At 37.3% G+C, this 22,011-nt stretch carries 19 protein-coding genes; 9 read left to right on the plus strand and 10 right to left on the minus strand.

All coding sequences use genetic code 11. From position 1 onward, the window contains the following. The 4 genes from IV36_RS12525 to IV36_RS04215 all read left to right on the plus strand — a co-directional run. A partial coding sequence (locus tag IV36_RS12525) for a LysM peptidoglycan-binding domain-containing protein (protein ID WP_082623711.1) occupies window positions 1-2,115 on the plus strand: 2,115 nt, incomplete at its 5' end. A gap of 219 nt (window positions 2,116-2,334) precedes the next feature. Beyond that, on the plus strand, window positions 2,335-3,495 hold the full coding sequence (locus tag IV36_RS04205) for an ArgE/DapE family deacylase (protein WP_056990940.1): 1,161 nt from the start codon (window positions 2,335-2,337) through the stop codon (window positions 3,493-3,495). Between the two features lie 86 nt (window positions 3,496-3,581). Then, window positions 3,582-4,919 (plus strand): dihydrolipoyl dehydrogenase family protein, encoded by a 1,338-nt coding sequence (locus tag IV36_RS04210; RefSeq protein WP_056990941.1) that lies wholly within the window; start codon window positions 3,582-3,584, stop codon window positions 4,917-4,919. A gap of 248 nt (window positions 4,920-5,167) precedes the next feature. Beyond that, window positions 5,168-5,536 carry a hypothetical protein gene (locus tag IV36_RS04215; protein WP_056990942.1) on the plus strand — a complete coding sequence of 123 codons (369 nt, stop codon included), beginning with the start codon at window positions 5,168-5,170 and terminating at the stop codon, window positions 5,534-5,536. Here IV36_RS04215 and IV36_RS04220 read toward each other — a convergent pair. From IV36_RS04220 to IV36_RS04245, 6 genes are all read right to left on the minus strand, one after another. Further along, a complete protein-coding gene (locus IV36_RS04220) occupies window positions 5,531-6,556 on the minus strand; it encodes a polysaccharide pyruvyl transferase family protein (protein WP_056990943.1) in 1,026 nt (341 codons plus the stop codon). The genes IV36_RS04215 and IV36_RS04220 overlap by 6 nt on opposite strands. Window positions 6,557-6,590: 34 nt before the next feature. Next, window positions 6,591-7,964 (minus strand): sugar porter family MFS transporter, encoded by a 1,374-nt coding sequence (locus IV36_RS04225; protein ID WP_056990944.1) that lies wholly within the window; start codon window positions 7,962-7,964, stop codon window positions 6,591-6,593. A gap of 517 nt (window positions 7,965-8,481) precedes the next feature. Beyond that, a complete protein-coding gene (gene iolG / locus IV36_RS04230; protein WP_056990945.1) occupies window positions 8,482-9,486 on the minus strand; it encodes an inositol 2-dehydrogenase in 1,005 nt (334 codons plus the stop codon). Between the two features lie 138 nt (window positions 9,487-9,624). Then, the gene (locus tag IV36_RS04235) at window positions 9,625-10,641 is read right to left on the minus strand and encodes a Gfo/Idh/MocA family protein (RefSeq protein ID WP_056990946.1); all 1,017 of its coding nucleotides are present in this window, start codon (window positions 10,639-10,641) and stop codon (window positions 9,625-9,627) included. A 12-nt stretch (window positions 10,642-10,653) separates the two neighbouring features. Further along, window positions 10,654-11,670, minus strand: coding sequence for a Gfo/Idh/MocA family protein (locus tag IV36_RS04240; protein WP_056990947.1), 1,017 nt, complete (start codon window positions 11,668-11,670; stop codon window positions 10,654-10,656). Window positions 11,671-11,689: 19 nt separating this feature from the next. After that, entirely contained in the window at window positions 11,690-12,547 is an 858-nt protein-coding gene (locus IV36_RS04245; RefSeq protein ID WP_010078098.1) for a GRP family sugar transporter, read from the minus strand. 213 nt (window positions 12,548-12,760) lie between these two features. On the opposite strand from IV36_RS04245, the gene IV36_RS04250 reads away from it, so the two are divergent. Next, window positions 12,761-13,585 (plus strand): AraC family transcriptional regulator, encoded by an 825-nt coding sequence (locus tag IV36_RS04250; protein ID WP_056990948.1) that lies wholly within the window; start codon window positions 12,761-12,763, stop codon window positions 13,583-13,585. Window positions 13,586-13,958: 373 nt separating this feature from the next. Here the strand turns inward: IV36_RS04250 and IV36_RS04255 are convergent, their stop codons facing one another. Next, complete coding sequence (locus tag IV36_RS04255) at window positions 13,959-14,492, minus strand: cob(I)yrinic acid a,c-diamide adenosyltransferase (RefSeq protein WP_056990949.1); 534 nt, start codon at window positions 14,490-14,492, stop codon at window positions 13,959-13,961. Window positions 14,493-14,655: 163 nt separating this feature from the next. On the opposite strand from IV36_RS04255, the gene nrdJ reads away from it, so the two are divergent. From nrdJ to IV36_RS12535, 3 genes are read left to right on the plus strand one after another with little or no spacing between them, the layout of a single operon-like run. Continuing rightward, window positions 14,656-16,842 (plus strand): ribonucleoside-triphosphate reductase, adenosylcobalamin-dependent, encoded by a 2,187-nt coding sequence (nrdJ, locus tag IV36_RS04260; protein WP_056990950.1) that lies wholly within the window; start codon window positions 14,656-14,658, stop codon window positions 16,840-16,842. A gap of 29 nt (window positions 16,843-16,871) precedes the next feature. After that, window positions 16,872-17,252: a DUF4430 domain-containing protein gene (locus tag IV36_RS04265; RefSeq protein ID WP_010078094.1), complete on the plus strand. Its 381-nt coding sequence runs from the start codon at window positions 16,872-16,874 to the stop codon at window positions 17,250-17,252. Then, window positions 17,239-17,772, plus strand: coding sequence for an ECF transporter S component (locus IV36_RS12535; RefSeq protein WP_056990951.1), 534 nt, complete (start codon window positions 17,239-17,241; stop codon window positions 17,770-17,772). Before IV36_RS04265 ends, IV36_RS12535 begins: the two co-directional genes overlap by 14 nt. Window positions 17,773-18,100: 328 nt before the next feature. Here the strand turns inward: IV36_RS12535 and IV36_RS04275 are convergent, their stop codons facing one another. Both IV36_RS04275 and IV36_RS04280 read right to left on the minus strand, forming a co-directional pair. Continuing rightward, complete coding sequence (locus tag IV36_RS04275; protein ID WP_056990952.1) at window positions 18,101-18,643, minus strand: phosphoribosyltransferase family protein; 543 nt, start codon at window positions 18,641-18,643, stop codon at window positions 18,101-18,103. A gap of 2 nt (window positions 18,644-18,645) precedes the next feature. Then, window positions 18,646-19,725, minus strand: a complete 1,080-nt coding sequence (locus tag IV36_RS04280; protein ID WP_056990953.1) for a hypothetical protein — start codon at window positions 19,723-19,725, stop codon at window positions 18,646-18,648. 218 nt (window positions 19,726-19,943) lie between these two features. Between IV36_RS04280 and IV36_RS04285 the strand changes: the two genes are divergently transcribed. Next, the gene (locus IV36_RS04285; protein ID WP_056990954.1) at window positions 19,944-21,146 is read left to right on the plus strand and encodes an MFS transporter; all 1,203 of its coding nucleotides are present in this window, start codon (window positions 19,944-19,946) and stop codon (window positions 21,144-21,146) included. A 147-nt stretch (window positions 21,147-21,293) separates the two neighbouring features. Here IV36_RS04285 and IV36_RS04290 read toward each other — a convergent pair whose 3' ends face one another. Beyond that, on the minus strand, window positions 21,294-22,004 hold the full coding sequence (locus IV36_RS04290) for a DUF1129 domain-containing protein (RefSeq protein WP_056990955.1): 711 nt from the start codon (window positions 22,002-22,004) through the stop codon (window positions 21,294-21,296). Between the last annotated feature and the right edge of the window lie 7 nt (window positions 22,005-22,011).

Below are 22,011 nucleotides of genomic sequence, written 5' to 3' on the forward strand. Positions count from 1 at the left end.
AGTCAAACTTCTGAGTCAAGTAGCGCTGCCAGCTCTCAAAGTACTGAGTCTGCTGCCACTTCTTCCGATGTAAGTTCTACTTCTAGTTCAGCGGATACCTCTAGCTCCGATGCTAGTCAAACTTCTGAGTCAAGTAGCGCTGCCAGCTCTCAAAGTACTGAGTCTGCTGCCACTTCTTCCGATGTAAGTTCTACTTCTAGTTCAGCGGATACCTCTAGCTCCGATGCTAGTCAAACTTCTGAGTCAAGTAGCGCTGCCAGCTCTCAAAGTACTGAGTCTGCTGCCACTTCTTCCAGTGTAAGTTCTACTTCTAGTTCTGCCGCGACTAAAGCTTCTGAAACAACTAGCACTTCTAGTACAACCAGTACGACAGGAACGTTAACAGAAAGTGAGCTTGAAGCAGCGATTGAAAAAATTCAGGCTTCCAATACCTCTACTTACAGCTCAAAAGTCTCTTCTTTCCTTAACGAAATCATTTCTGGTGCAATTGAAGGATGGATTAAATATAAGATACTTCCGTCGGTAACTGCAGCCCAAGCAATTCTCGAAAGTAGCTGGGGAACATCATCATTAGCTAGTACATACCACAACTTATTTGGTATCAAAGCTGGTAGTTCTTGGACTGGAACAACAGTAACGCTGAAAACTTCTGAATATTACAGTGGCTCTTATCATACGGTGTATGCCGAATTTCGTGTATACGATAGCGACAATGACAGTATAACTGACCATTCTGAATTATTAGCAAGTAGCTCCAGATACAGTAACTTAGTTGGAGAGACCGATGCAGATACCGTTGCAACATTGATTTATGAAGATGGATATGCAACTGATGTTGACTATACCTCAAAGCTTGAAGAACTAATAGAGGAATATAACTTGACCGCTTGGGATGAATTGGCATTCGAATACAGTGGAACAACAACTTCTTCATCCAGTTCATCTACTTCTACGCCATCTGCGTCTAGTTCCAGTTCAGCGACTACCTATACTGTCAAATCGGGAGATACCTTGTCTTCCATTGCTAAAACTTACAGCACTACTGTTAGTGCACTCGCTTCCTTGAACAGCATTTCTAACACGAATCTGATCTATGTGGGGCAGGTCTTGAAACTAAAGAGTAGTTCTAGTTCAACGACTTCTTCGTCAACTAGTTCGGCATCTACTTATACTGTTAAATCAGGTGATACCTTGTCCGCCATTGCTAAAACTTACAGCACTACTGTTAGTGCGCTCGCTTCCTTGAACAGCATTTCTAACACTAGTCTGATTTATGTTGGACAAGTCTTAAAATTAAACAGTAGTTCTAGTTCAACAACATCCAGTTCTAGTTCAACGACTTCCTCGGCAACTAGCTCGGCATCTACTTACACCGTTAAGTCAGGTGATACCTTGTCCGCCATTGCTAAAACTTACGGAACCACCGTTAGTGCGCTCGCTTCCTTGAACAGCATTTCTAACACTAGTCTGATTTACGTCGGGCAAGTCTTAAAACTAAACAGTAGTTCTAGTTCAGCAACATCCAGTTCTAGTTCAACGACTTCCTCGGCAACTAGCTTGGCATCAACTTACACCGTTAAGTCAGGTGATACCTTGTCCGCCATTGCTAAAGCTTATGGCACTACTGTTAGCACTATTGCTTCCTTGAACAGCATTTCTAACACTAGTCTGATTTACGTTGGGCAAGTCTTAAAACTAAACAGTAGTTCTAGTTCAGCATCGTCGTCCGGTTCTAGTTCAACGACTTCTTCGGCAACTAGTTCTAGTTCTTCGGCAACCTACACAATAAAATCAGGTGATACCTTATCCAGTATTGCCAAAACTTACGGCACTACCGTTAGTGCTCTTGCTTCTTTGAACAGCATTTCTAATACTAGTCTGATTTATGTTGGACAAGTCTTAAAACTGAGCAGTAGTTCAACAGCAACATCATCCAGCGCTAGCTCGTCTTCTTCGTCAACTAGTTCCGGTTCAGCGTCAACTTACACTGTTAAATCGGGTGATACTCTGTCTGCTATCGCTAAAGCATATGGTACTACTGTTAGCAAGCTGGCTTCTTTGAACAGCATTTCCAACACTAGCCTAATTTATGTTGGACAAACATTAAAAATATAGCTACTGTCTTTTAAAACTACAAAGAATAACAAAAATGAAGCTGAATCAAGAATAATATTTTGATTCAGTTTTTTGTCGATTACATATATATTCACTATGTAATTTGATAAACGACATTTTTACTCAATAGTATCGATAAATTGATTTTAAAATTAATTTTTATGCATTTAGGTGCTATAATACTATCATACAAATATGAAGAATGACTGGTGATTAAAAATGGATAAAAAAGCAAAAATTGAAATTTTAAAAAAAATTTTGGCAATTGAGTCAGTTAATGATAATGAGACAGAGGTGGCCGATTATATTGCATCACTTTTTGCTAACTATTCGACTGCAAAGATCGAAAAAGTTTCTTACGCTCCTCACCGTGATAATTTGGTAATAACTATTGGCAATTCTGGACCCATCTTGGGATATTCTGGACATATGGATGTTGTTGCACCTGGCAATCTAACTGACTGGTCAACTGCACCTTTCGAACCAACAATCAAGAACAATTGTGTTTTTGGACGTGGTGCTGCTGACATGAAAGGTGGCTTAGCAGCTTTGGTTGTTGCATTGCTTGAATTACTCGAAAAAAAGAGCGAACTTCCTGGCCAAATTCGACTTCTAGCAACAGTCGGTGAAGAAACTGGCGAGTATGGCGCTGCTCAGCTAACCAAGCTGGGCTATGCAGATAAATTAGCCGGGTTATTAATCGCAGAACCAACTGATAACATGCAAAGAATTGTTTATACAGCCCGCGGGGTGATTGATTACAAAGTAACTTCCAAAGGGAAATCTGCTCATAGCGCTCGCCCACAATATGGAATCAATGCAATCGATAACTTAGTTGAGTTCTACAAACTTGCAAAAGCTCGTTTGGCTAAATTTACTGCAACAGATGAAGTTCTTGGTGGTGTTACCCACAATATTACGTTTATCCACGGTGGCGAACAGGTTAACAATATTCCTTCCTACGCAGAACTTTTGGGAAATATCCGTACGATTCCTCAATATCCGAACAAATTATTTTATGCAGAACTTGAGCAAATTATTGCCGAACTAAATAAACAGAAGGGCTTTAGTCTCGCAATCACATATAGTTTTCCTGAAGAAGCCATTCCCGGTAGTCCTGACTCACCGATAATTCAAATTGCTAAGAAGGTTCATTCAAAATATTGGGAAAAACCAGCAGCAATTACTGGTAGTTTAGGCGCTAATGATGGTGCAGAGTTCTTGCAGGCAAAAGGTTCATTCAACAGTATCGTTATAGGACCAGGTTCCAATACTTCACATCAAAGCAACGAGTACGTTGCTATTGATTCTTACCTAAAAGCAATTGATTTTTATCAAGATTTCGCAATAACTTTTTTGAGTGCACAATCAGCAAAATAACTAGGCATTTATTTTGTTTAAGACCTCCCGCTGCGATATGGTTATATTAACTAGTAACTGTCTGTTTAAAGCGAGGAGGTCTTTTTATGTCCACAAATTCTTATGACTACGATGTCTTATATCTTGGAAGTGGTCATGGTACATTCGATGGTGCAATTCCACTAGCTGCACAAGGTGTCAAAGTTGCTGTTGTTGAAAGCGGATTGGTTGGTGGTACTTGTCCTAACCGAGGGTGCAATGCAAAAATCACACTTGAAGCTCCCGCTGCACTCGCTAATCAGGTAAGTGAGATGCAAGGGCTTGTCAATCCATCTTTAACGCTGAATTGGCAAAATACAGTTGCACACAAGCATGAAGTAATCGATGCTCTTCCTGAATTTATCGCTGATTTAATGAAAAATAACGGGATTACCCTGATTAAAGGTCGCGGACATTTTATCGATTCTCACACTATTATAGTGAATGGAAAGAAAATCTCTGCAGAAAAATTTGTGATTGCTACTGGCATGCATCCGCATCAACTTGATTTACCAGGTCGTCAAATTGTAAATAACAGCAATGCCTTTATGAATTTAAAAAAGTTGCCTAAGCGTATCGCTATTATTGGTGCGGGATACATTGGAATGGAATTTGCTTCAATCGCATCTGCATTTGGCTCTCAAGTCACAGTTATTATGCGTGCAGATAAAGCATTAAGAAGATTTCATCAACCTTTTGTAGAAAAAATAATTACCAAACTCAGTGATGCTGGCGTAGGTTTTATCAAAAATGCAAACATTAACTCATTTTCAGATGACTTTGGTAATAAAACCATTCATTACAATGATACGGAAAAAATCGAAGCTGATTGGATTTTAGATGCAACTGGGCGCATTCCCAACACAACAAGTCTTGGTCTAGAAGAAATTGGAGTGGACTATGACAAGGATGGAATTATTGTAAACGACTACTTACAAACAACTATTCCCCATATTTATGCGAGCGGTGATGTTATAAAGAAGAATCAGCCCAAGCTAACTCCTACTGCTATTTTCGAATCACTTTATCTGATGAAGACCTTCACCGGTGCAACAAAACAACCGATTGTCTATCCGGCAATTCCTTCAACCGTTTTCACTACCCCTAGAATTGCAAGAATTGGTATTACACCGGAAGAAGCGGCCGAGGATGATAATTTAACTGTTTCAACGAACAATGTTTTAGATAATTGGTATCGTAATGTTGAAAAAGAAACATTTGGTGAAAATAAATTAATCTACACCAAGTCTCACCAGCTTGTGGGTGCGACAGAAATAAGTAATCATGCTGAGGATGTTATTAACACTCTGTTACCGGCAATTGAACTAAAGCTAACCCCTGAACAAGTTGAAAGAATTATCCATATTTTCCCAACAATCGGATCGGCTGCTTGGGAGAATTTATAGGTATAAACCACTAATAGTTGTTATGCCTCACTAATTGTATGAGTTGTATGAGTGATTGAAGACTAACTGGAAAACTCAACTTATGAAACATATCCATATATAAGAAATAAGATTCAGGTCAAGAAATTACATTTTGACCTGAATCTTATTTCTTATTCTCTCGGAAAAGAATTATTTCTTTAAATAATTACTTCACTAATTTTGAATCCAAAGATATAATATAGAATAGGTTAAAGGGGGAGTTATAAATGAAAAACAATAGAAAAAAAGTAACATTTGATTGGAAATATGGCCTTTATGCTAATATATACTTTCTGGCTTTTGTTCCTATGCTACTTTTTTTTAAAAATTCAATTTCCCTAGCCCTGGCTATATCTATAATTCTAATTTTATTTTTACTCATCTTTTTTCATCTGTTCGAGAAAAAACATGATGCCTACAAATCAAAAAATCGTGATTATTTTAAATCCGCATATATTACCTGCTCAGTTTTCTTCGCTGTCGGTGAATTAATTCTCATCTTTAATTACCAAACTTCTCAGAATTTATTACTATTATTTATTTATGGTATTTTTTGGGTCTTTATCAGAGATGGATTCTCCTCTGAAAAATTATAGATCATACTTATTTGAATTTAACTGTATTACATGTCTTAGTTGATTGAAATCATCCTTAATATCGTATTCATGTGTTTGAACTTGCATAAGCTCATTGATTTGCTGTTGAATCCTCTCCAGATCGTCCTCATCAGTATAGCTTACCCAATTAATATGCTCTAACCAATCAAAATAAGCGTGTTTCCCTTTACCATAACTATTTCCAAACAATAAGCAAGGCGTACCTGTCAATACAGAGAATACCATTGCATGCCACCTATCGGTCACAATAATCTCTTGTTTTGCGAAGAGTTCCAACTCCTGTTTGAACAATTTTTCGCGATTAATCGGAGTAATTCGCTTGACCGTGTCAAGAACTGTGTCTGTTTCGTCTACGCTATGATTCTCACTCAACATATTTTTTATTCCATCAACAGTTTCTTGCTTCACAATTTTTTCGCTGTCATGCCGCAACACGATCAGTGCACTCGACCTCTCAACCTCATGTTTCACAGGTTTCATATACAAAACCATATCAGGTGTAAACAAGACCTTATTTTTAAAAGTTGTCTGCATCCGATGATAGCTCTGTGCATCCCGTGCAATTAGAAAAAGATGCGGATTCTTTGCATAGGCTTCTTGACTCAGCTTTTCTTCAGCCTTACCATGTTCGTTATCTTCAAAATGCATTGATTGTGGAAATGAAATTGTCAGATTATCAACAAATGTTGAAAATACTTTGCGACGAGCCTCTTCATGGTCAGTATACAAGCTGCCCATATTCCCTCCGCCAACAAATGAAACAATGTCACCTGGTCTAATAGCCTTTTTGACTATTTCAATTCCCTCATCATTATCATCTTCCAGAATCTCAATGAATTGATATTCTGGAAACTCATGTTCAATATACTTTTTTTGGGCCAAAGACACCGCTTGATCACCCAAATTAGTATATGTAGGTACACCAAAAGAGTAAAATTTTGGCAAATCATTTGCGGGCAATTCATGAGTTACTTCATCTTTAATGTAGAATTCAACCATAATATCTCCTACTTTCTTTATCTACTGATACTAACTATTTTAATTCCATACCTGCCTTGTATGCTTTTCGTAATTTGTTATTTTTTAAAACAAGCGTTGAAAAAACAATACTTATACTATTTGTGATTGCAAATGCAAAGAAGGCCGTTGCAGTCCCAACAACAGATATAAGAACTGGGAAAATCAGACTAATCACAAAATTAGAAAGCCATACTGTCGCCGTAGAAACGGACATTAGTCGTGCTTTAATCCTATTTGGAAAAATCTCAGTCAAAATTAACCATGTAACCGGACTGACAATTCCTTGATGGCACGCAAGAAAGAGTGCCAAGAATACCAGAACCAAAACATTAGTAACCATCTGTGAAAATAATGCAGTTTTCATAGTCATTCCAAGTAAAAATAAGAATAAAACGTTACCTATCAAACCTACTACAAGCATCTTTCTGTGATTATACCTGTCAATCAATCTTGTGCCTGCAAGACTTGCGATAAGTGAAACAAAACCAATTAAAATATTGGCATATAAAGAATCACCTTGCCCCATTCCTACCTTTTCCATCAATATGGTACCGTAATACATCACCGCGTTAACACCTGAGATTTGCTGAATTAAAGCAATCAACATTCCGCAAACCAGCAGATAACATAGACTCTTATTCTTTAAAATATTTTTCCATGAAACTTCGGTCTCCTCTTCCTCTACAGAATTTTCCTTTAACTTATTGTAAGCTAGTTTGTTAAAGCCTAATTTCTTAAAAATACCCTTGGCCTTTTTATACTGTTTCTCAGCCATAATCCAAATTGGACTATTAGCAATTTTGAATGATCCAATCCATAGAATTACTGCAGGGATACTTGCTGAAAAAATCATTACTCGCCAGATAGGAGACCAATCTCCCCAAACATTTCCTAAAATCGCATTAACAACAAAAGCAACGAGCTGACCTAGAACAATTGCAATAGCATTTTTATTAACGTTGACCGTCCTGACGGCTCTGGGAGAAATCTCTGCCAAATACATTGGCGAAATGCCTGATGCTGCACCAACCGCAACACCCAGAATAAATCTAAAAGATGCCATCAACCAAAAATTTATTGCAAACGCACATAAAATCGTAGAAATCGTAAATACGATGGCAATAAGTCTTAATGTTCGCCGACGCCCGATATGATCGGCAACTCGGCCGCATCCTAACGCTCCAATGCAAGCTCCCAGAATCAATGAACTTGAAACTACACCTTGTAATGTTGGGTTTAGATTAAGCTCAGTTGACTTACTCATAAATGCTAAAGCTCCATTAATAACTCCCGTATCATATCCAAATAAAAAGCCTCCCAGCGAAATAACATACACACAATATTTCAAAAAACTGGTTTGACTCTTATCTTGGTTGTCACTATCCATCAATAATCGCCTCTCCGTTATAAACTCAATTACACAACAATAAAATAAAAGTCTACTACTTTAATTCTAGGGCAAATAATTTTCTTTGTACACAATATTGAAATCCATCATATTTATATATAAAAAGTAAAAGACATAATTCACCACTTTTTATCCCTCTTCTACTATTATTTGAGATGACTTTGATATATATGTATATTCTTATTAGCGAGATAAATATCATTAAAAGCTAAAACATGTAGTTGTTTCCAAACAAACAGCCCCCCTATCAATGAGACAGGAAGGCAAATTATTCAAGCTCGGTAAAAGTAATATAGCCCTAAAAATTTAGTTTTTATTTACATAAAACCGCTTATTAGTTAACGAAGTAATTTGCTGCATTAATCAACAACATGTATCGTACCACTGATTACTTTTATTTTAAGTCTGGCTGCGACGAAAAAAGATAATCAAAAATTTGAATCTACATTTACTGCTTGTAACGCTGTATGTTGCATTGTCGTTATCTTTAGTTTCGTCATTTAAGTACTACAGGTTTGTGTGTGTTCAATGATTCTAGGCAAGCTTGTGCAATTTTAACAGCCTGAAGCCCATCGAATCCTGTTATCGCAGGTTCCTTGCGTTCAGTAACAGTCGCATAAAAAGCCTTAAGTTCATCAACATATGCTTGGGTATAACGTTCAATAAAAAAGACTGGAATTTTATCTACATGCCCACCTGTAGCATTATCAAGTTCGACATTACTTAAACGATCATTTTCAGAAAAAGCCTGTCCTTTGGAACCAAAAACTTCAGCTCTTTGATCATAGCCATAAATAGCTTGGCGGCTATTGTCGATAACACCAAGAGCCCCGTTGGCAAATTTTAAAGTTACAATCGCAGTATCAATATCCCCAGCATCTCCAATTTTAGGATCAACTAAAACTGCTCCATTAGCAAAAACTTCGGTAACTTCACTGTTGCTCAGATACCTTACCATATCAAAATCATGAATCATCATATCACTAAACAGTCCACCGGAAATTTTAACATATTCAAGCGAAGGGGGTTCAGGATCCCTGGAAGAAACTTTTATGATTTGGGGATCTCCCAAAGATCCATTCGTGACATACTCGTGAATTTTATGGAAGTTGTGATCAAATCGACGATTGAAACCAATTTGAAGAAAGACATTTTTCTCTTTTACTACTGCAAGTACTTTCTTTATTCTTTCTATTTCAGTATCAATTGGCTTTTCACACAAAATATGTTTACCATTTTCTGCAGCGGCCATTATGATCTCGGCATGTGTATCAGTTGAAGAAGCTATCAACACTGCCTCCACATCCTTATTAGTAAGAACATCTTGATAATTTTTTGTGAATACCGGAATCTGATATTTCTCAGCAATCTCTTCCAGATGATCATTATATGAATCCGCAATCGCTATCAATTCAAAGTATTCCCTTAAATTAGCAATATTCTCAATATGCATTTGTCCGATTCTACCTGTACCTATTACCGCAATTTTTATTTTTTTCATAACAATGGCCTCACTTTTTACTTGCTAACAAGTCAGATTTGTTTTACTTTACACAATTGTTGAAACTTAAATAATGGTTCAATTACATGAAGAAAACCGGAGTATTGTTGTAAATCTACAGCGAGTCCCCTCAAATCATTAATATTGGATTTTTACCGGTCGACCAATTTTTTGCGATTCTAAAGCCGCATTAGAACAACACATTGCTTTTAGAGCATCTTCACCAGTACAGATAACTGACAAGTCTTCAAGTACTGATTTAACAAATAATGATTTTTCTTCTAGATATGCTTCTTCAAAACGATTTAAGTAATAATCAAGCGGTTTTTTCAAAGCAACATTTTGTTCATTATAATATTCAACAGTTGATTTAGAAACATTTTCGGCCTTCAGCATACCCTTTGGCCCAAAAACCTCTACTCTTTGATCATACCCATAAACTGCCTTACGGCTTTCATCAATCAAACCTAAAGCCCCGTTTTTAAACTTGACTGAAGCTGTTAGAGTATCAACATCGTCAAATTCTGCAAGTTTGGGATCTATAAGGATCGATGATTCAATAAAGACCTCATCAATATCACTCCCAGCCTGATAACGTAACATGTCAAAATCATGAGCAGTAAAATCCTGAATCAATCCACCAGAGTTCTTGATGAAATCATAGGGAATAACAAACGGATCACGCGCAACAACTTTAACAATTTGCGGTGTTCCAATCTCGCCATTTTTAACCCGTTCATGAATCTGTTTGAATTGTGGATCAAAGCGACGATTAAAACCAATTTGGAGTTTAATTCCCGCCTCTTTTACTTTTTCTAGGGTTGCTTTACATTCCGCGATTGATCCATCTTTTGAAAGAGGTTTTTCACAAAAAATATTTTTGTGTGCTTTGGCTGCATCTGCAATATTTTGTAGATGCTGTGACGAAGGTGTAAAGAAGAAAATGGCTGCAACTTCATCATTAACTAAAATATCATGATAATCCTTAGTCAACAACGGAATCCCTGACAAATTAAGTGTTTCTTTTCGCGATTCGATCAAAGGATCGGCAACAGCAATGATTTCGACTGAGTCCATGTGTTGTAACTGCTTAAAGTGCATCGAGCCATTGGTTCCTAGACCAACAACAGCAATTTTTAGTTTTTTTTCAGTCATAATTTTACCTCCTTATTGATAAAGTACAGGTCGTTCAGGTAATTTAATTTCAACAACTTGCTGACTTTGCTGACTTTCGACCGCATTATCCGCTGTTAAAGCTGCAACTAGTCCATCCCATGCGGTTGGTCCAGCAGGTGCCTCATGTCTTGTTGCCTGATCAATAAAATCTTGCATTTCAAGTTGATATGCTTCCTCAAAGCGATAAGTCCAATCATGATCAATTTCATGATAAATTTTGCCTACTGAATGCATCTCCAATTTCGGCATATCTGGTAATTCAGCGATTCCCTTTTCACCAATAATTTGGCACTTAACATCATACCCATACTGCGAATTTTGAGTTAAATAGGTATTGACGATAGCCCCTTGTTTCATTTTTACTGTAGCTATTTGCGGATCAACAAGATTATCATTTTTGTTTAAAGAATTTTGTCTAGCATACTGTACTTGGACAGAAACATAATCATCACCAAACAGCCAATGAATAATGTCAATCTCATGGATAAAAGCATCATTGATCATATTAGGTGTTTCAAAGTAATTTGTTGCTGGTTCAGCAGTAAAATGCCGACAATATCCCATTAAAGGTTTTCCAATTTTCCCACCATCAATAGTTTGTTTTAACTGTTGGTAGAACGGATCATAACGCCGCATGAAACCAACCTGCAAAAAGCGCTGATTTTCCTCAATTTCGGCTGCCACAATTTTTTGACAATCTTCATAGGTAGTAGCCAATGGTTTTTCAGAAAAAACTGGTTTATGGGCCTTAATTGCCGCTAGGATTGGCTCAACATGTGCATCATTTCGACTGCAAACCAAGACAGCATCAACTTCCTCAGAATTTACCAACTCATCAATTGAAGAAGCAATTTTTGCTGTCAAATTATAATCACGAACAATTTTTTGAGCTGCGGCTGAGAAAACATCAAATACAAACGTAATTTGTGCGCCTTTTAATTTATTAACAATATTTGCTGTATGAGTGTGCGCGATTGCACCACAACCAACTAAACCTAGTCTTAACATTTAAAATTCCTCCTTAAATCTATTGTTTAGTAACTCCAATCATAATTGCACCAAGGACAACGAGACTTAATCCAAACAATGTAAACTTCAACTCTTTTTTAGTTTTATGTTCATGCAGTATCAGTAACCCACCAACAGTAGCAACGACAACATTTAATTGTGAAAGTGTCCAACCAACTACCACACCATTCATTGCGTTACTAAACAAAATTGCTAGATTAGCTGCAGCAAAACAAGCACCTGTTAGCAAGTTTTGAAACGTCTTTTTACCAAACATTTGATTATCCTTTTGAAAAGCAACTAGAATACTTGTAGAAATCAGCATTGCGATTGCTTGCGGCATTAAAACATCCCACCCATTTAAGTTGAAGATTTGTGGTAGTAATGCATAACCCACAAAACCAAGTGATGAAACGGTTAAAATAATCACACCACTTTTAACATTTTTATTTTTGTTAACCTTACTTTCCTGAAAAGTAGTCAACCAAATTCCAATAATAATAATAATTAATGATGCAATACCCAAAACATACTGCCAACCGCTAGTCCATTCATGAAAAACGATGGCTCCAAAAAGCGAGGCCCCCACCAATTGTTCCCCAGTACTAATTGGCATTGCCATTGAAATGTCGAGCAAGTCAAAGGATTTAACCTGTAGGATTTGCCCGATGCTCCAGAAAACTCCACATAAAATTGATCCCCAAAGCAAATCAGCAGTGACAACTGGTCGATGGAACATAAAAATAATGATTGCCATAATAGTTGTGCCAATTACCATTCCCATTACTTTGTTGGTAAATTTGCCACCAACCTTTTGCATAACAATTGACTGAAATCCCCAACCTAATGCTGGGATTAAACCGATTAATAGACCCATACTCTCGCCTCCTATATTAAATAAATCACAATAAAATCTAAAACTAAAGGTGTTTAAAAATTGGACTTGGTAACGGATACATAGTATCATAATCAGTGAAATGGTATTGTTATATTGTGCATTTTGTTAATTAGTGAGCATTTAATTTTATTATTGAATGCTTATCTAAATCATCTTTTTATGTTATGCAAATTTAGAAGGAGATGAAACTTCATGAAACAAGTTTTTTGGCAAAATGATAAAGAAATCGAATTTAATAATGATAAAGGCTGTTTGGCTTATATTTATAAAATAACTACCGAGGAACACTATTTTTTTCGTGGAGCTCATTCACATGAAACAGTATCTGAGATCACTTTTATTTTAGATGGCCAAAATACTTATTTCTTAGAGGATACTTTTTTCAATGTATACGCTAATGATGTTCTCTTCTACAACAAGGAAGTTATTCACGAAGAAGGAAACTGCCTACCTTCGATATGTATTGGATTGTATGGTGACATTTTTTCAACGCTTGGTAAAAGTTTTTTGTTGCATCTTGATGAAGAAGATTTTGCTATTCTTGCCGAATTAGCCCAAAATGCCTATCATTTGGTAAGGTCAAATCAAGTAGAAATGGCTGAAAGTCTAGTATTGAATTTAATTATTCAACAATTGAATTCGCTAATTTACCAAAATTATTCAAGACTAAAATTGATTGTTCCTAGTGAAGGTACACAAAAAATTACCTTAATCAAACAATATATTGACCGTCATTTTCAGGAGAACATAGATATTGCTTGCCTGTCTACGGAAAATAATTCCTCACGTTCATATATTCAGCATCAATTTAAAAATAATTTTTTACGTACACCCATCAACTACCTGATTTCAAGACGAATTGGGGAGGCACAAACAGTATTAATCAGTAAACCAGATTATCCAGTTACACATATTGCTTTTGACATGGGTTTTCATAGTTTGAGTCACTTTGATCATGTGTTTACTAAAATATCTGGGATATCTCCTACTGAATACCGAAATCACTATATGAATTAACTTGACCCAATAATATCACTTAGCCTATGCTATTTCGGTGACTACAAGATCAAAGACAGAAAATCTACCTGTTACTAATATGTCCATCTTATAAAATGGATAAAGTACAAAAAAGAAGAAGTGTGGCATAAGTCGGGAAACTTGAGTATTAATACAGAATTGCAAACATTTCGCGTACTTTGCTATGAGTAATTCAAAATCAGATGGAAAATTTTGACTTATGGAACAAATTTATATGGAGTAAATAGGGGAGCCGGTTCAAATTATAACTTTTGACCCGGCCCCTCTATTTTGTAATATGACCCAACTCTACTGTTAGATTTCTTTATAATCCAACAGGTAAATTATCTAACCTTTGAACTAAGTTCTTTATTTATACCTGTTTTTCCGATATACCTGCTTGCCAATTCACATAACGAGCCATTGCAAACAAGTAATCAGACAATCTATTTGTATACCGTAAAATTGATGCTGTTATTGATTCATCTTGAGTAGCTAAAAAGTCCACTGATCGTTCAGCCCGCCGTGCAAGGGTCCTAGCATACTGAATTTCAGCAGCAACTGAGTTACCACCGGGTAACACAAAGGCCTTCAATGGAGGTACTTCTCCCATCCATTTATCAATTTTAACTTCCAAACGCATTACGTGGGTATCAGTAATTGTTTGATGGCGTGGCACACCTATATCCGCTAGCAACTCATATAATTCTGTCTGCAACATTAAAAGTTCATTACCTAACCACTTGGCATATCCATCATAATCTATATGAGCACGAACAACACCTAACCACGAATCTAACTCATCAATATCACCCAAAGCCTTAATTTGAGGGTCATATTTAGGTATCTGCCCACCTTTTATTTGAATAGTAGTTCCTTGATCGCCACGTTTCGTGTACAGTTTCATCTTTAGTCCTCCAATCATATTTTGTATTTCACTTCAAACAGTATCATGTTAAAAGCATTTATTTTAAAAGTCAAGACTTTAAATACAGTATATTGTGTGTATAATGATTTTTGTACACAATATGTTGTATTTAATTAAAATGCTTATTTAGGAGGAAACAGTTATGAAAGAAATAATTACCATACCAGATACTGTCATTAACAACATTATGCAAAACGTTGCGCCACATTGGGGCCCACTTGGTTGGGTAACATACAAACGAACATATGCACGTTGGATATCTAACAAAAACCGCAGTGAAGAGTGGCCGGAAACAGTGAAACGGGTGGTTGAAGGCAATATTAATCTAGATCCTCGTTTGCATAAAGACAATCCAAACCCAGAAGTTGTCCATTCTTTGTCTATGGAGGCACAACAACTATTTAAGATGATCTATGGTTTGGCAGCAACACCTAGCGGCCGAAATCTATGGATTTCTGGAACTGATTATCAGCAGCGTAACGGTGATTCACTTAATAATTGCTGGTTTATTGCGATTCGTCCACAAGCATACGGTAATAGCCATATTGAGCCAATTATGGTATCAAAGACCGAAAAAGCTGTTTCAATGCCCTTCGCTTTTCTATTTGACCAGTTAATGAAAGGCGGTGGCGTTGGTTTTTCAGTTGAAAAAAATAATGTTGCAAAGATTCCAGCCGTTGATCATGCCATAAATTTGCAAATTATTATTAGTCACGACAGTGCTGCATATGATGAGTCCCTGGCAACAGGAGCTAAAGACCGTGACAAAGCATTGATTGCCCGTGATGCCCTTATTTATGTGCTTCCAGACACGCGCGAAGGATGGGTAGAGGCATTAGCCCAACTCATTGATGCCCACTTTATTGGAAATTACAAGGAGATCGTGTTTGACATAAGCAAAATTCGTGCACGGGGTGTACGAATTCATGGGTTCGGAGGAACCGCATCAGGACCTGCTCCATTAATTGAAATGTTGAAGGATGTAAACGCCATCATTAACAACAAAGTCAGCGCAAAGCTCAACTCGGTCGACTGCACAGACATTAGTAACCTGATTGGTAAAGCAGTTGTTGCTGGTAACGTGCGACGTTCCGCCGAAATTGCTCTTGGGGATAGTAATGACTATAATTTTATTACCATGAAACAAAATAAAGATAAGCTTTATCACCATCGCTGGGCTTCAAACAATAGTATTATCACTGACGAAAAGTACGCAAATTATGGTGACGTAGCAGAAGCCGTCGCAAAAAATGGTGAACCTGGAATCTTCAATCTAGATATGTCACGAAATTACGGACGGATCGCAGATGGTCGGCAAAATAATGTCGATGCATCTGTAGAAGGGACTAACCCTTGTGGTGAAATTTCGTTATCAAATGGTGAGCCTTGCAACCTTTTTGAAGTATTCCCGAGCATAGCTGAAGAACAAGGATGGAAACTAAAAGACGTTGTCACTTTAGCTGCCCGTTATACTAAAAGAATAACTTTCAGTCACTACGACTGGGAGGTATCGCGGCAAAGTATTGCCAAAAATCGGCGAATTGGTGTCTCCCTTTCCGGCATTCAAGATTGGTTTCTAAAAGACTTCGGTAATCGAGTTGTGACAGGATTTAACACTGAGGGTGACGCTATCTTTGATAAGCGAATTGTTCATGCTATTGATGAGCTTTACCATAACGTTGTACAAGCTGACAATGAATATTCTGCTGTGTTGGCCTGCAATAGATCAATCAAGCACACCACAGTTAAACCCAGTGGAACCGTATCAAAACTCGCTGGTGTCTCTGAGGGCATGCACTTTCACTATAGTAACTATCTGATTCAAAGAATCCGCTTTCAGGAAAGTGATCCGCTTCTTCCGGTACTACAAAAATGTGGATACCACATTGAACCAGATGTTTACACCCAAAATACTAAGTGTGTCGAGTTTCCAGTAAAATCCGCACATGCAGACAGCGAACATTTTGCTAGTGCAGGTAATGTATCAATTGCTGAACAGCTTGCCACTCAAGCATTTTTACAAAAATATTGGTCAGATAATGCCGTTTCCTGCACGATTACATTCCAACCAAGCGAAACACAGCAAATTGCTCCCCTATTGGCTAAATATCGAAATGCCATTAAGTCAACATCATTACTGCCATATGCTGGTGATGCCTTCGAGCAGGCACCGAAACAACCAATCACAAATACAGAATATAAAGCATGCCTGACAAAAATTACCGATGATGTTGAAATGGTCTATGCCCGTGAACATGGACTGGAAAATCAGGACCTGGAAATTGTCGGCCAACAGGATTGTGTTGACGGTTCATGTCCAATTAAATAAGTGTACTTTAAAGAATGGAGGATAGTATTATGTCTTTTTTGAAACGTCTCGTCGTTACCATGCTCACTATTTTGGTGATAACCACAGGTGTCGCTGGTTGTACTCAACAATCAACTAGTAAAACTAATAGCGATCACGCCACCATAGTATTGATCGTAAATCACAAACAAGTTGCCAAGAAGCATGTGGTAGTGGTTAAAAAAGAAACTATAATAAAAGCACTTAGGTCCAAATTTAAGGTAAAAACTACAAAGGGATTCATTACCTCAATCAATGGTCACACACAGAATACGAAGAAAAATAAATATTGGATGTATAAGGTCAACGGTAAAACTGCATCCAAAGGTGCCGATGCTACTACCATACACAAGGGCGATAAGGTTGCATTTACACTCAATGCACAGAAGTAACCACATAGGCACACGGCGTCTAACATTTTTGGCCTTGATGACGGCGCTCTGTGTGGTAGGCCGCTTTGCATTCGTTTCTATTCCTAATGTACAACCAATAACGGCAATTGTTGTGTGGTTAACACTAACGATGGGTATTTTTGACGGTACAGTGGTCTCCATGCTGAGTATGTTGATTACCAACCTGTTTATGGGTATGGGATATTGGACATTAGCACAACTAGCTGCATACTTCACAGTTGTCTTGCTGGTAGCATTGTTAGGACAATGGCATTGTTCGCATCCACTCTTGATTCACAGCATAATAGCCGCATGCATGGGCTTTGTCTATGGTTTTGCCGTTAGCCTGTTTCAAGCACCAATTCTCGGTGGGTTCCCTGCTGCATTCGCCTATTGGTTAGTCGGAATTCCATTTGACGCAATGCACGCGTTTGGCAACATTATTATTTATCCCTTGCTAGCTCCACGCCTCACTAAATTGATAAAGCGTTATCCAAGGTTTATTGATCCCCACAATTAGATAATCGATTGAAATTAAAGTTGTTAATGACAATTAGGTGAAAAAATATTGGAGAAACTCTACATTTACTAGGCGGTACCATGTTATCCGTCTACAATTAAATTCATATCTTTTTTGGCTCATTTTAGATATTTAGATTGCTGTAACTTTGAACCTGAAATGTTTCAGGTACATTGTCACATATTCCACACTATATCCGAATGAAGTTAAAATTTAGAGAATCAAAAAAAGCGACGTGAGTAGTCGCTTTTTTTGATTAACATATAATCATAGTCGAAAAAGATAAATTTATAGTAAATATGCCTCACCTAATACAATTGATAACGAACTAATCAAACAATGGTAATTTTTCCAGATATAAAATATCTTTTCGCTCGCTGGCTTCACCTTCTGCTAAAATAGCAGCTTCCGATATTACATGTCCTCCCGCATCCTCAACTAATTTCTTTGCAGTAGCCATTGAACCGCCACTGCTAATTACATCATCCAAAAGTAGAATTTTCTTTCCAGAAATCATTTGTGCATCTTCACCATCTAACACTAGGACTTGCTCCTGACTAGAGGTAATAGCATTGACCGCCAAAACACGTGGATCTCTCATATAGTCCTTAACCTTTTTCCTAAGAACTATGTATCGTTTTTTCCCCATACAGTGACTTAGTTCTTGTGCCAATGGAATTCCCTTACTCTCCATCGTTACTATATAGTCGAATGGTTCATTAATCATTTTGCTCAACTTCTGAGCAGCATAATGAGTTAATTCTGCATCCCCCAGCAACACAAAAGAAGCAATTGTAAGAGTCGGATTCAACCTAATTAATGGCAATTTACGTGTAAGATTACCTAATTTTAATTCGTAATATTTTGACATCTCTATAACCCCAATCCAATCAACGGCAATAAGAATTTTAAGAAGGCTCCTGTTGTTATTCCAACGAATGGATCAAAAATTGCGGTTACAACTAATGTAATCCCTGCTACAAGACTATTTGATCCATTCAATGCAGCTGCAGCATTCTCAGGGAAAATAACAACTGCACCTAAAATAAATAAGAAACCTGCAATCGACGAACTTGGAACAAACTTGCCGATTTTAGGCAACCAGCCAGCAAATAAAATAAGTGCCATGATGAGCATCATCATTATTCCAGCAATCACGGGTTCGGGTGCACTTGCCGTCGCAGAAATAATTGTTTCTACTGGTGCTCCTCCTAGGAGACTAGTTCCCATATCCGCAAGCGACTGCGTAATCGTCAACAGGTTCAAGTTTACCGGATTTGGCTTGATTCCAGTCATCTGCCCTGTTATCAAACCATATGACAGATTTGCTCCAATATTGAGACATGCCAATCCAAGTGCTCCGCGGACTACTCGCATGCTAAAGGTTGGCTTTAAAAATCTAAATCTGCGTTCCGTCACGCTAGTTGGTAATTCTTTACGATAATGTTCTACAAAAACCGCAAATGCACTCGAGACAATTACTGATAAAACAATCGTCCAAACTAAATCTTTCGAAATTACATATGTAATAGCTGCAACTAGAATTGAAATCCAACCAGTTTTGCTCTTACTTTCTTTGTTCATATCTACGGCTATCTTGGCAAGCATTAGTCCGACACCTGCCATCATACCGTCAATAATATTATTGCCTAATACCGAGACAATCTTAGGCAATAATCCTGTAAAACCAATAATAGCCATAATTATTGAACCGCCAAAAATAATGGATGTTCGTTCCCGTAAGTCTTTCCCCAAGTTCCCAGTCAAAGCCAGCGATTCAGCCTGAAACGAGATCGGGGCTACTGAGCCAAAAGCTCCATTAACTGCTGAGGCAAAAACAAATGAAAAAGTTGTTGGAAAAACGGCAAATCCCAGCCCCATTGCCATGATTCCTTGTGGAATACCATTTAATACTACTCCAATAGCAGCCATTAAATCTGATAACAAATGCATAAACATCCTCCAATAAACATATATTATTAACCATTAAGCCAAATATAATTCGTATAACATGAAAATATTATAATAAAAAGAGCACATTTTCAACATATTTCGCAAAAAATAGAAACTTTACGACTAAAATCAATAAAATTAAAATAAAGCTTTCTTTTAGTGAGTAAAAAATATATTATTATGATTGTGTCATTATTTTTCAGAGGAGGAGCACTGTCGTGAGAACTTTTAATTTCAGAGCTATTATTCTTATTTTAATTGCCTTTGTTTTAGGATGTAGTGAATTCATTATTGTTGGCATTTTGAATGACCTTGCACACCAATTTAATAAACCAGTAACCACTGTTGGTTATTTAGTAACGATCTTTGCTTTTGTCTATGCCTTCTCAACTCCCATATTGACTGCTCTAATTGGAAAATTTCGTTATTTTTGGTCATTATTTTGGTTTATGATTATTTTTATTCTAAGCAATCTACTGAGTTTTATAGCACCCAATTATGAAATTCTAGTAGTCTCACGGATTATGACTGCGCTGGTTTCGGGTATTATTGTTTCTCTTGCCCTAACATTTGCCAATCTGATTGCACCCCTGGAAAAACGTGCATGGTTGGTTTCATGGGTTTTCTCGGGGTTTAGTATTGCCTCAGTTTTCGGGGTTCCGTTAGGTACTTGGATCAGCACTACCTTTAATTGGCGCATTTCCTTTGCTGCAATCGCGGTTGTCAGTATCATAACATTGGCTCTCTTTACTTTGAGTATGCCTGTAGCCCCTATTGCAAAGAGCAGTAAAATACTTGAACAGCTTAGTCTTGTACGTGATTCTCGTGTCTGGTTGGGAGCCTTACTTGTAATGCTCAGTGCAAGTGGTATTTATGTATTTTACACTTATTTACGTCCAATCTTGACAACCGAACTGAATTTTTCAACAGATAGTCTAAGCATGCTATTGTTTATTTTTGGGTTGATGTCAATCATCAGTAACCGTGCTAGTGGATATCTTGCAGAAAATAATGGGCTTTTGAAGATGCCACTTGTATATTCTTGTCAGGTAATCTTATTTATCCTGATGATATTCTTGCCTTATATGAAGTGGCCGGGATTGCTAGTAATTCTTCTCTTAGGAGCCACAATGTATCTATTAAACTCACCTATTCAAGTACACTTCTTTAGTGTCGCGGAAAAGGACTACCCGCAATCGTTGGTTCTCTCCTCTTCTCTGAACTCTATCTTTTTTAACTTTGGAATTTCCCTCGGTTCTGCAACTGGTGGGGTTCTAGTTGCAAGTCATGGATTATCTGCAATCGGTCCTGGTGCAAGCGTATTTGCAATCTTGTCTATCGTAATTGCAATCCTTCTAAATAAGGAGATTAGCCACGACAATAAGATGAAAATAAACAAGGTCGTCGAGATTAACAATTAAATATCAAAATCGGATTTTCATGTAACTTATTATGATGACAGTTAATTTGCACAAATAAAAAGCTTCCACTCAATCAAAAGTGGTATCAACCACATAATTTGATGAGTGAAAGCTTTTTTAGTGTGTGACAAAAAACGGATAACCATTTTAAAATGGTGTGCTCTTAATGTCATACTTCTTCTTTAAGAAGTAACGTAGCCCAAACACTAAGACTGCTAAAATAACATATACAATAGGCTCAAGTGTCTGATTGATCACACCAGAGACATTCACGACAAGCGTGTACGCTGATACCCAGATGATAACCAAGAGAAGCGATAATAGCATGGTCTTCCAAAAAGGTACTTTTTTGCCCTTAGTTCTGCGATCACCTGCAGCACGATAAAAGTATGCCATCGCAACACCGGCGATAACCGATGTTACAATAAGTGTCAAGAATCCACCATTAATTTGAGAAGAATTTGGTGAAAATTGTTGCAAGATTGCATACATGATACAAAACATTATGAACATCATCAATCCATTATCCAATGCGATTTTCCAAAAAGGTGTTGCTGTGGGTGCCTTCTTCGGCCCTTTGATAATTTCCTCAGCCTTTTCATTTACAGTTCCGTAAAGTTTTGTAGCAGTTATACCCTGACGCTGCTTTTCTTTAAGTTCTTCGGCCATCGCCTGCAGAGCATCTTCGATCTTTTGACTTGCAACATTCTTTTCTTCGAGAACCTTTTTTATTTTGAACAAATATTCTACATTGCGTTTCGTCAAATCAGCAGTGTCCTTTTTTTCAACTTTTTCCGTTACATTTTCCGTATTGGGAAGAGTTTGTTTACTTTCAGTTTCTTTATTATTTTCTGCCAAGATAATC

This window comes from Liquorilactobacillus mali, assembly GCF_001437155.1.
GTDB lineage: Bacteria > Bacillota > Bacilli > Lactobacillales > Lactobacillaceae > Liquorilactobacillus > Liquorilactobacillus mali_A.

What these genes read in the sequence shown, in the direction of transcription:
- IV36_RS04205 (WP_056990940.1), top strand. Translation starts at nt 2,335, where the DNA reads ATGGATAAAAAAGCAAAAATTGAAATTTTAAAAAAAATTTTGGCAATT.
- IV36_RS04210 (WP_056990941.1), top strand. Translation starts at nt 3,582, where the DNA reads ATGTCCACAAATTCTTATGACTACGATGTCTTATATCTTGGAAGTGGT.
- IV36_RS04215 (WP_056990942.1), top strand. Translation starts at nt 5,168, where the DNA reads ATGAAAAACAATAGAAAAAAAGTAACATTTGATTGGAAATATGGCCTT.
- IV36_RS04220 (WP_056990943.1), bottom strand. Translation starts at nt 6,556, where the DNA reads ATGGTTGAATTCTACATTAAAGATGAAGTAACTCATGAATTGCCCGCA.
- IV36_RS04225 (WP_056990944.1), bottom strand. Translation starts at nt 7,964, where the DNA reads ATGGATAGTGACAACCAAGATAAGAGTCAAACCAGTTTTTTGAAATAT.
- iolG (WP_056990945.1), bottom strand. Translation starts at nt 9,486, where the DNA reads ATGAAAAAAATAAAAATTGCGGTAATAGGTACAGGTAGAATCGGACAA.
- IV36_RS04235 (WP_056990946.1), bottom strand. Translation starts at nt 10,641, where the DNA reads ATGACTGAAAAAAAACTAAAAATTGCTGTTGTTGGTCTAGGAACCAAT.
- IV36_RS04240 (WP_056990947.1), bottom strand. Translation starts at nt 11,670, where the DNA reads ATGTTAAGACTAGGTTTAGTTGGTTGTGGTGCAATCGCGCACACTCAT.
- IV36_RS04245 (WP_010078098.1), bottom strand. Translation starts at nt 12,547, where the DNA reads ATGGGTCTATTAATCGGTTTAATCCCAGCATTAGGTTGGGGATTTCAG.
- IV36_RS04250 (WP_056990948.1), top strand. Translation starts at nt 12,761, where the DNA reads ATGAAACAAGTTTTTTGGCAAAATGATAAAGAAATCGAATTTAATAAT.
- IV36_RS04255 (WP_056990949.1), bottom strand. Translation starts at nt 14,492, where the DNA reads ATGAAACTGTACACGAAACGTGGCGATCAAGGAACTACTATTCAAATA.
- nrdJ (WP_056990950.1), top strand. Translation starts at nt 14,656, where the DNA reads ATGAAAGAAATAATTACCATACCAGATACTGTCATTAACAACATTATG.
- IV36_RS04265 (WP_010078094.1), top strand. Translation starts at nt 16,872, where the DNA reads ATGTCTTTTTTGAAACGTCTCGTCGTTACCATGCTCACTATTTTGGTG.
- IV36_RS12535 (WP_056990951.1), top strand. Translation starts at nt 17,239, where the DNA reads ATGCACAGAAGTAACCACATAGGCACACGGCGTCTAACATTTTTGGCC.
- IV36_RS04275 (WP_056990952.1), bottom strand. Translation starts at nt 18,643, where the DNA reads ATGTCAAAATATTACGAATTAAAATTAGGTAATCTTACACGTAAATTG.
- IV36_RS04280 (WP_056990953.1), bottom strand. Translation starts at nt 19,725, where the DNA reads ATGCATTTGTTATCAGATTTAATGGCTGCTATTGGAGTAGTATTAAAT.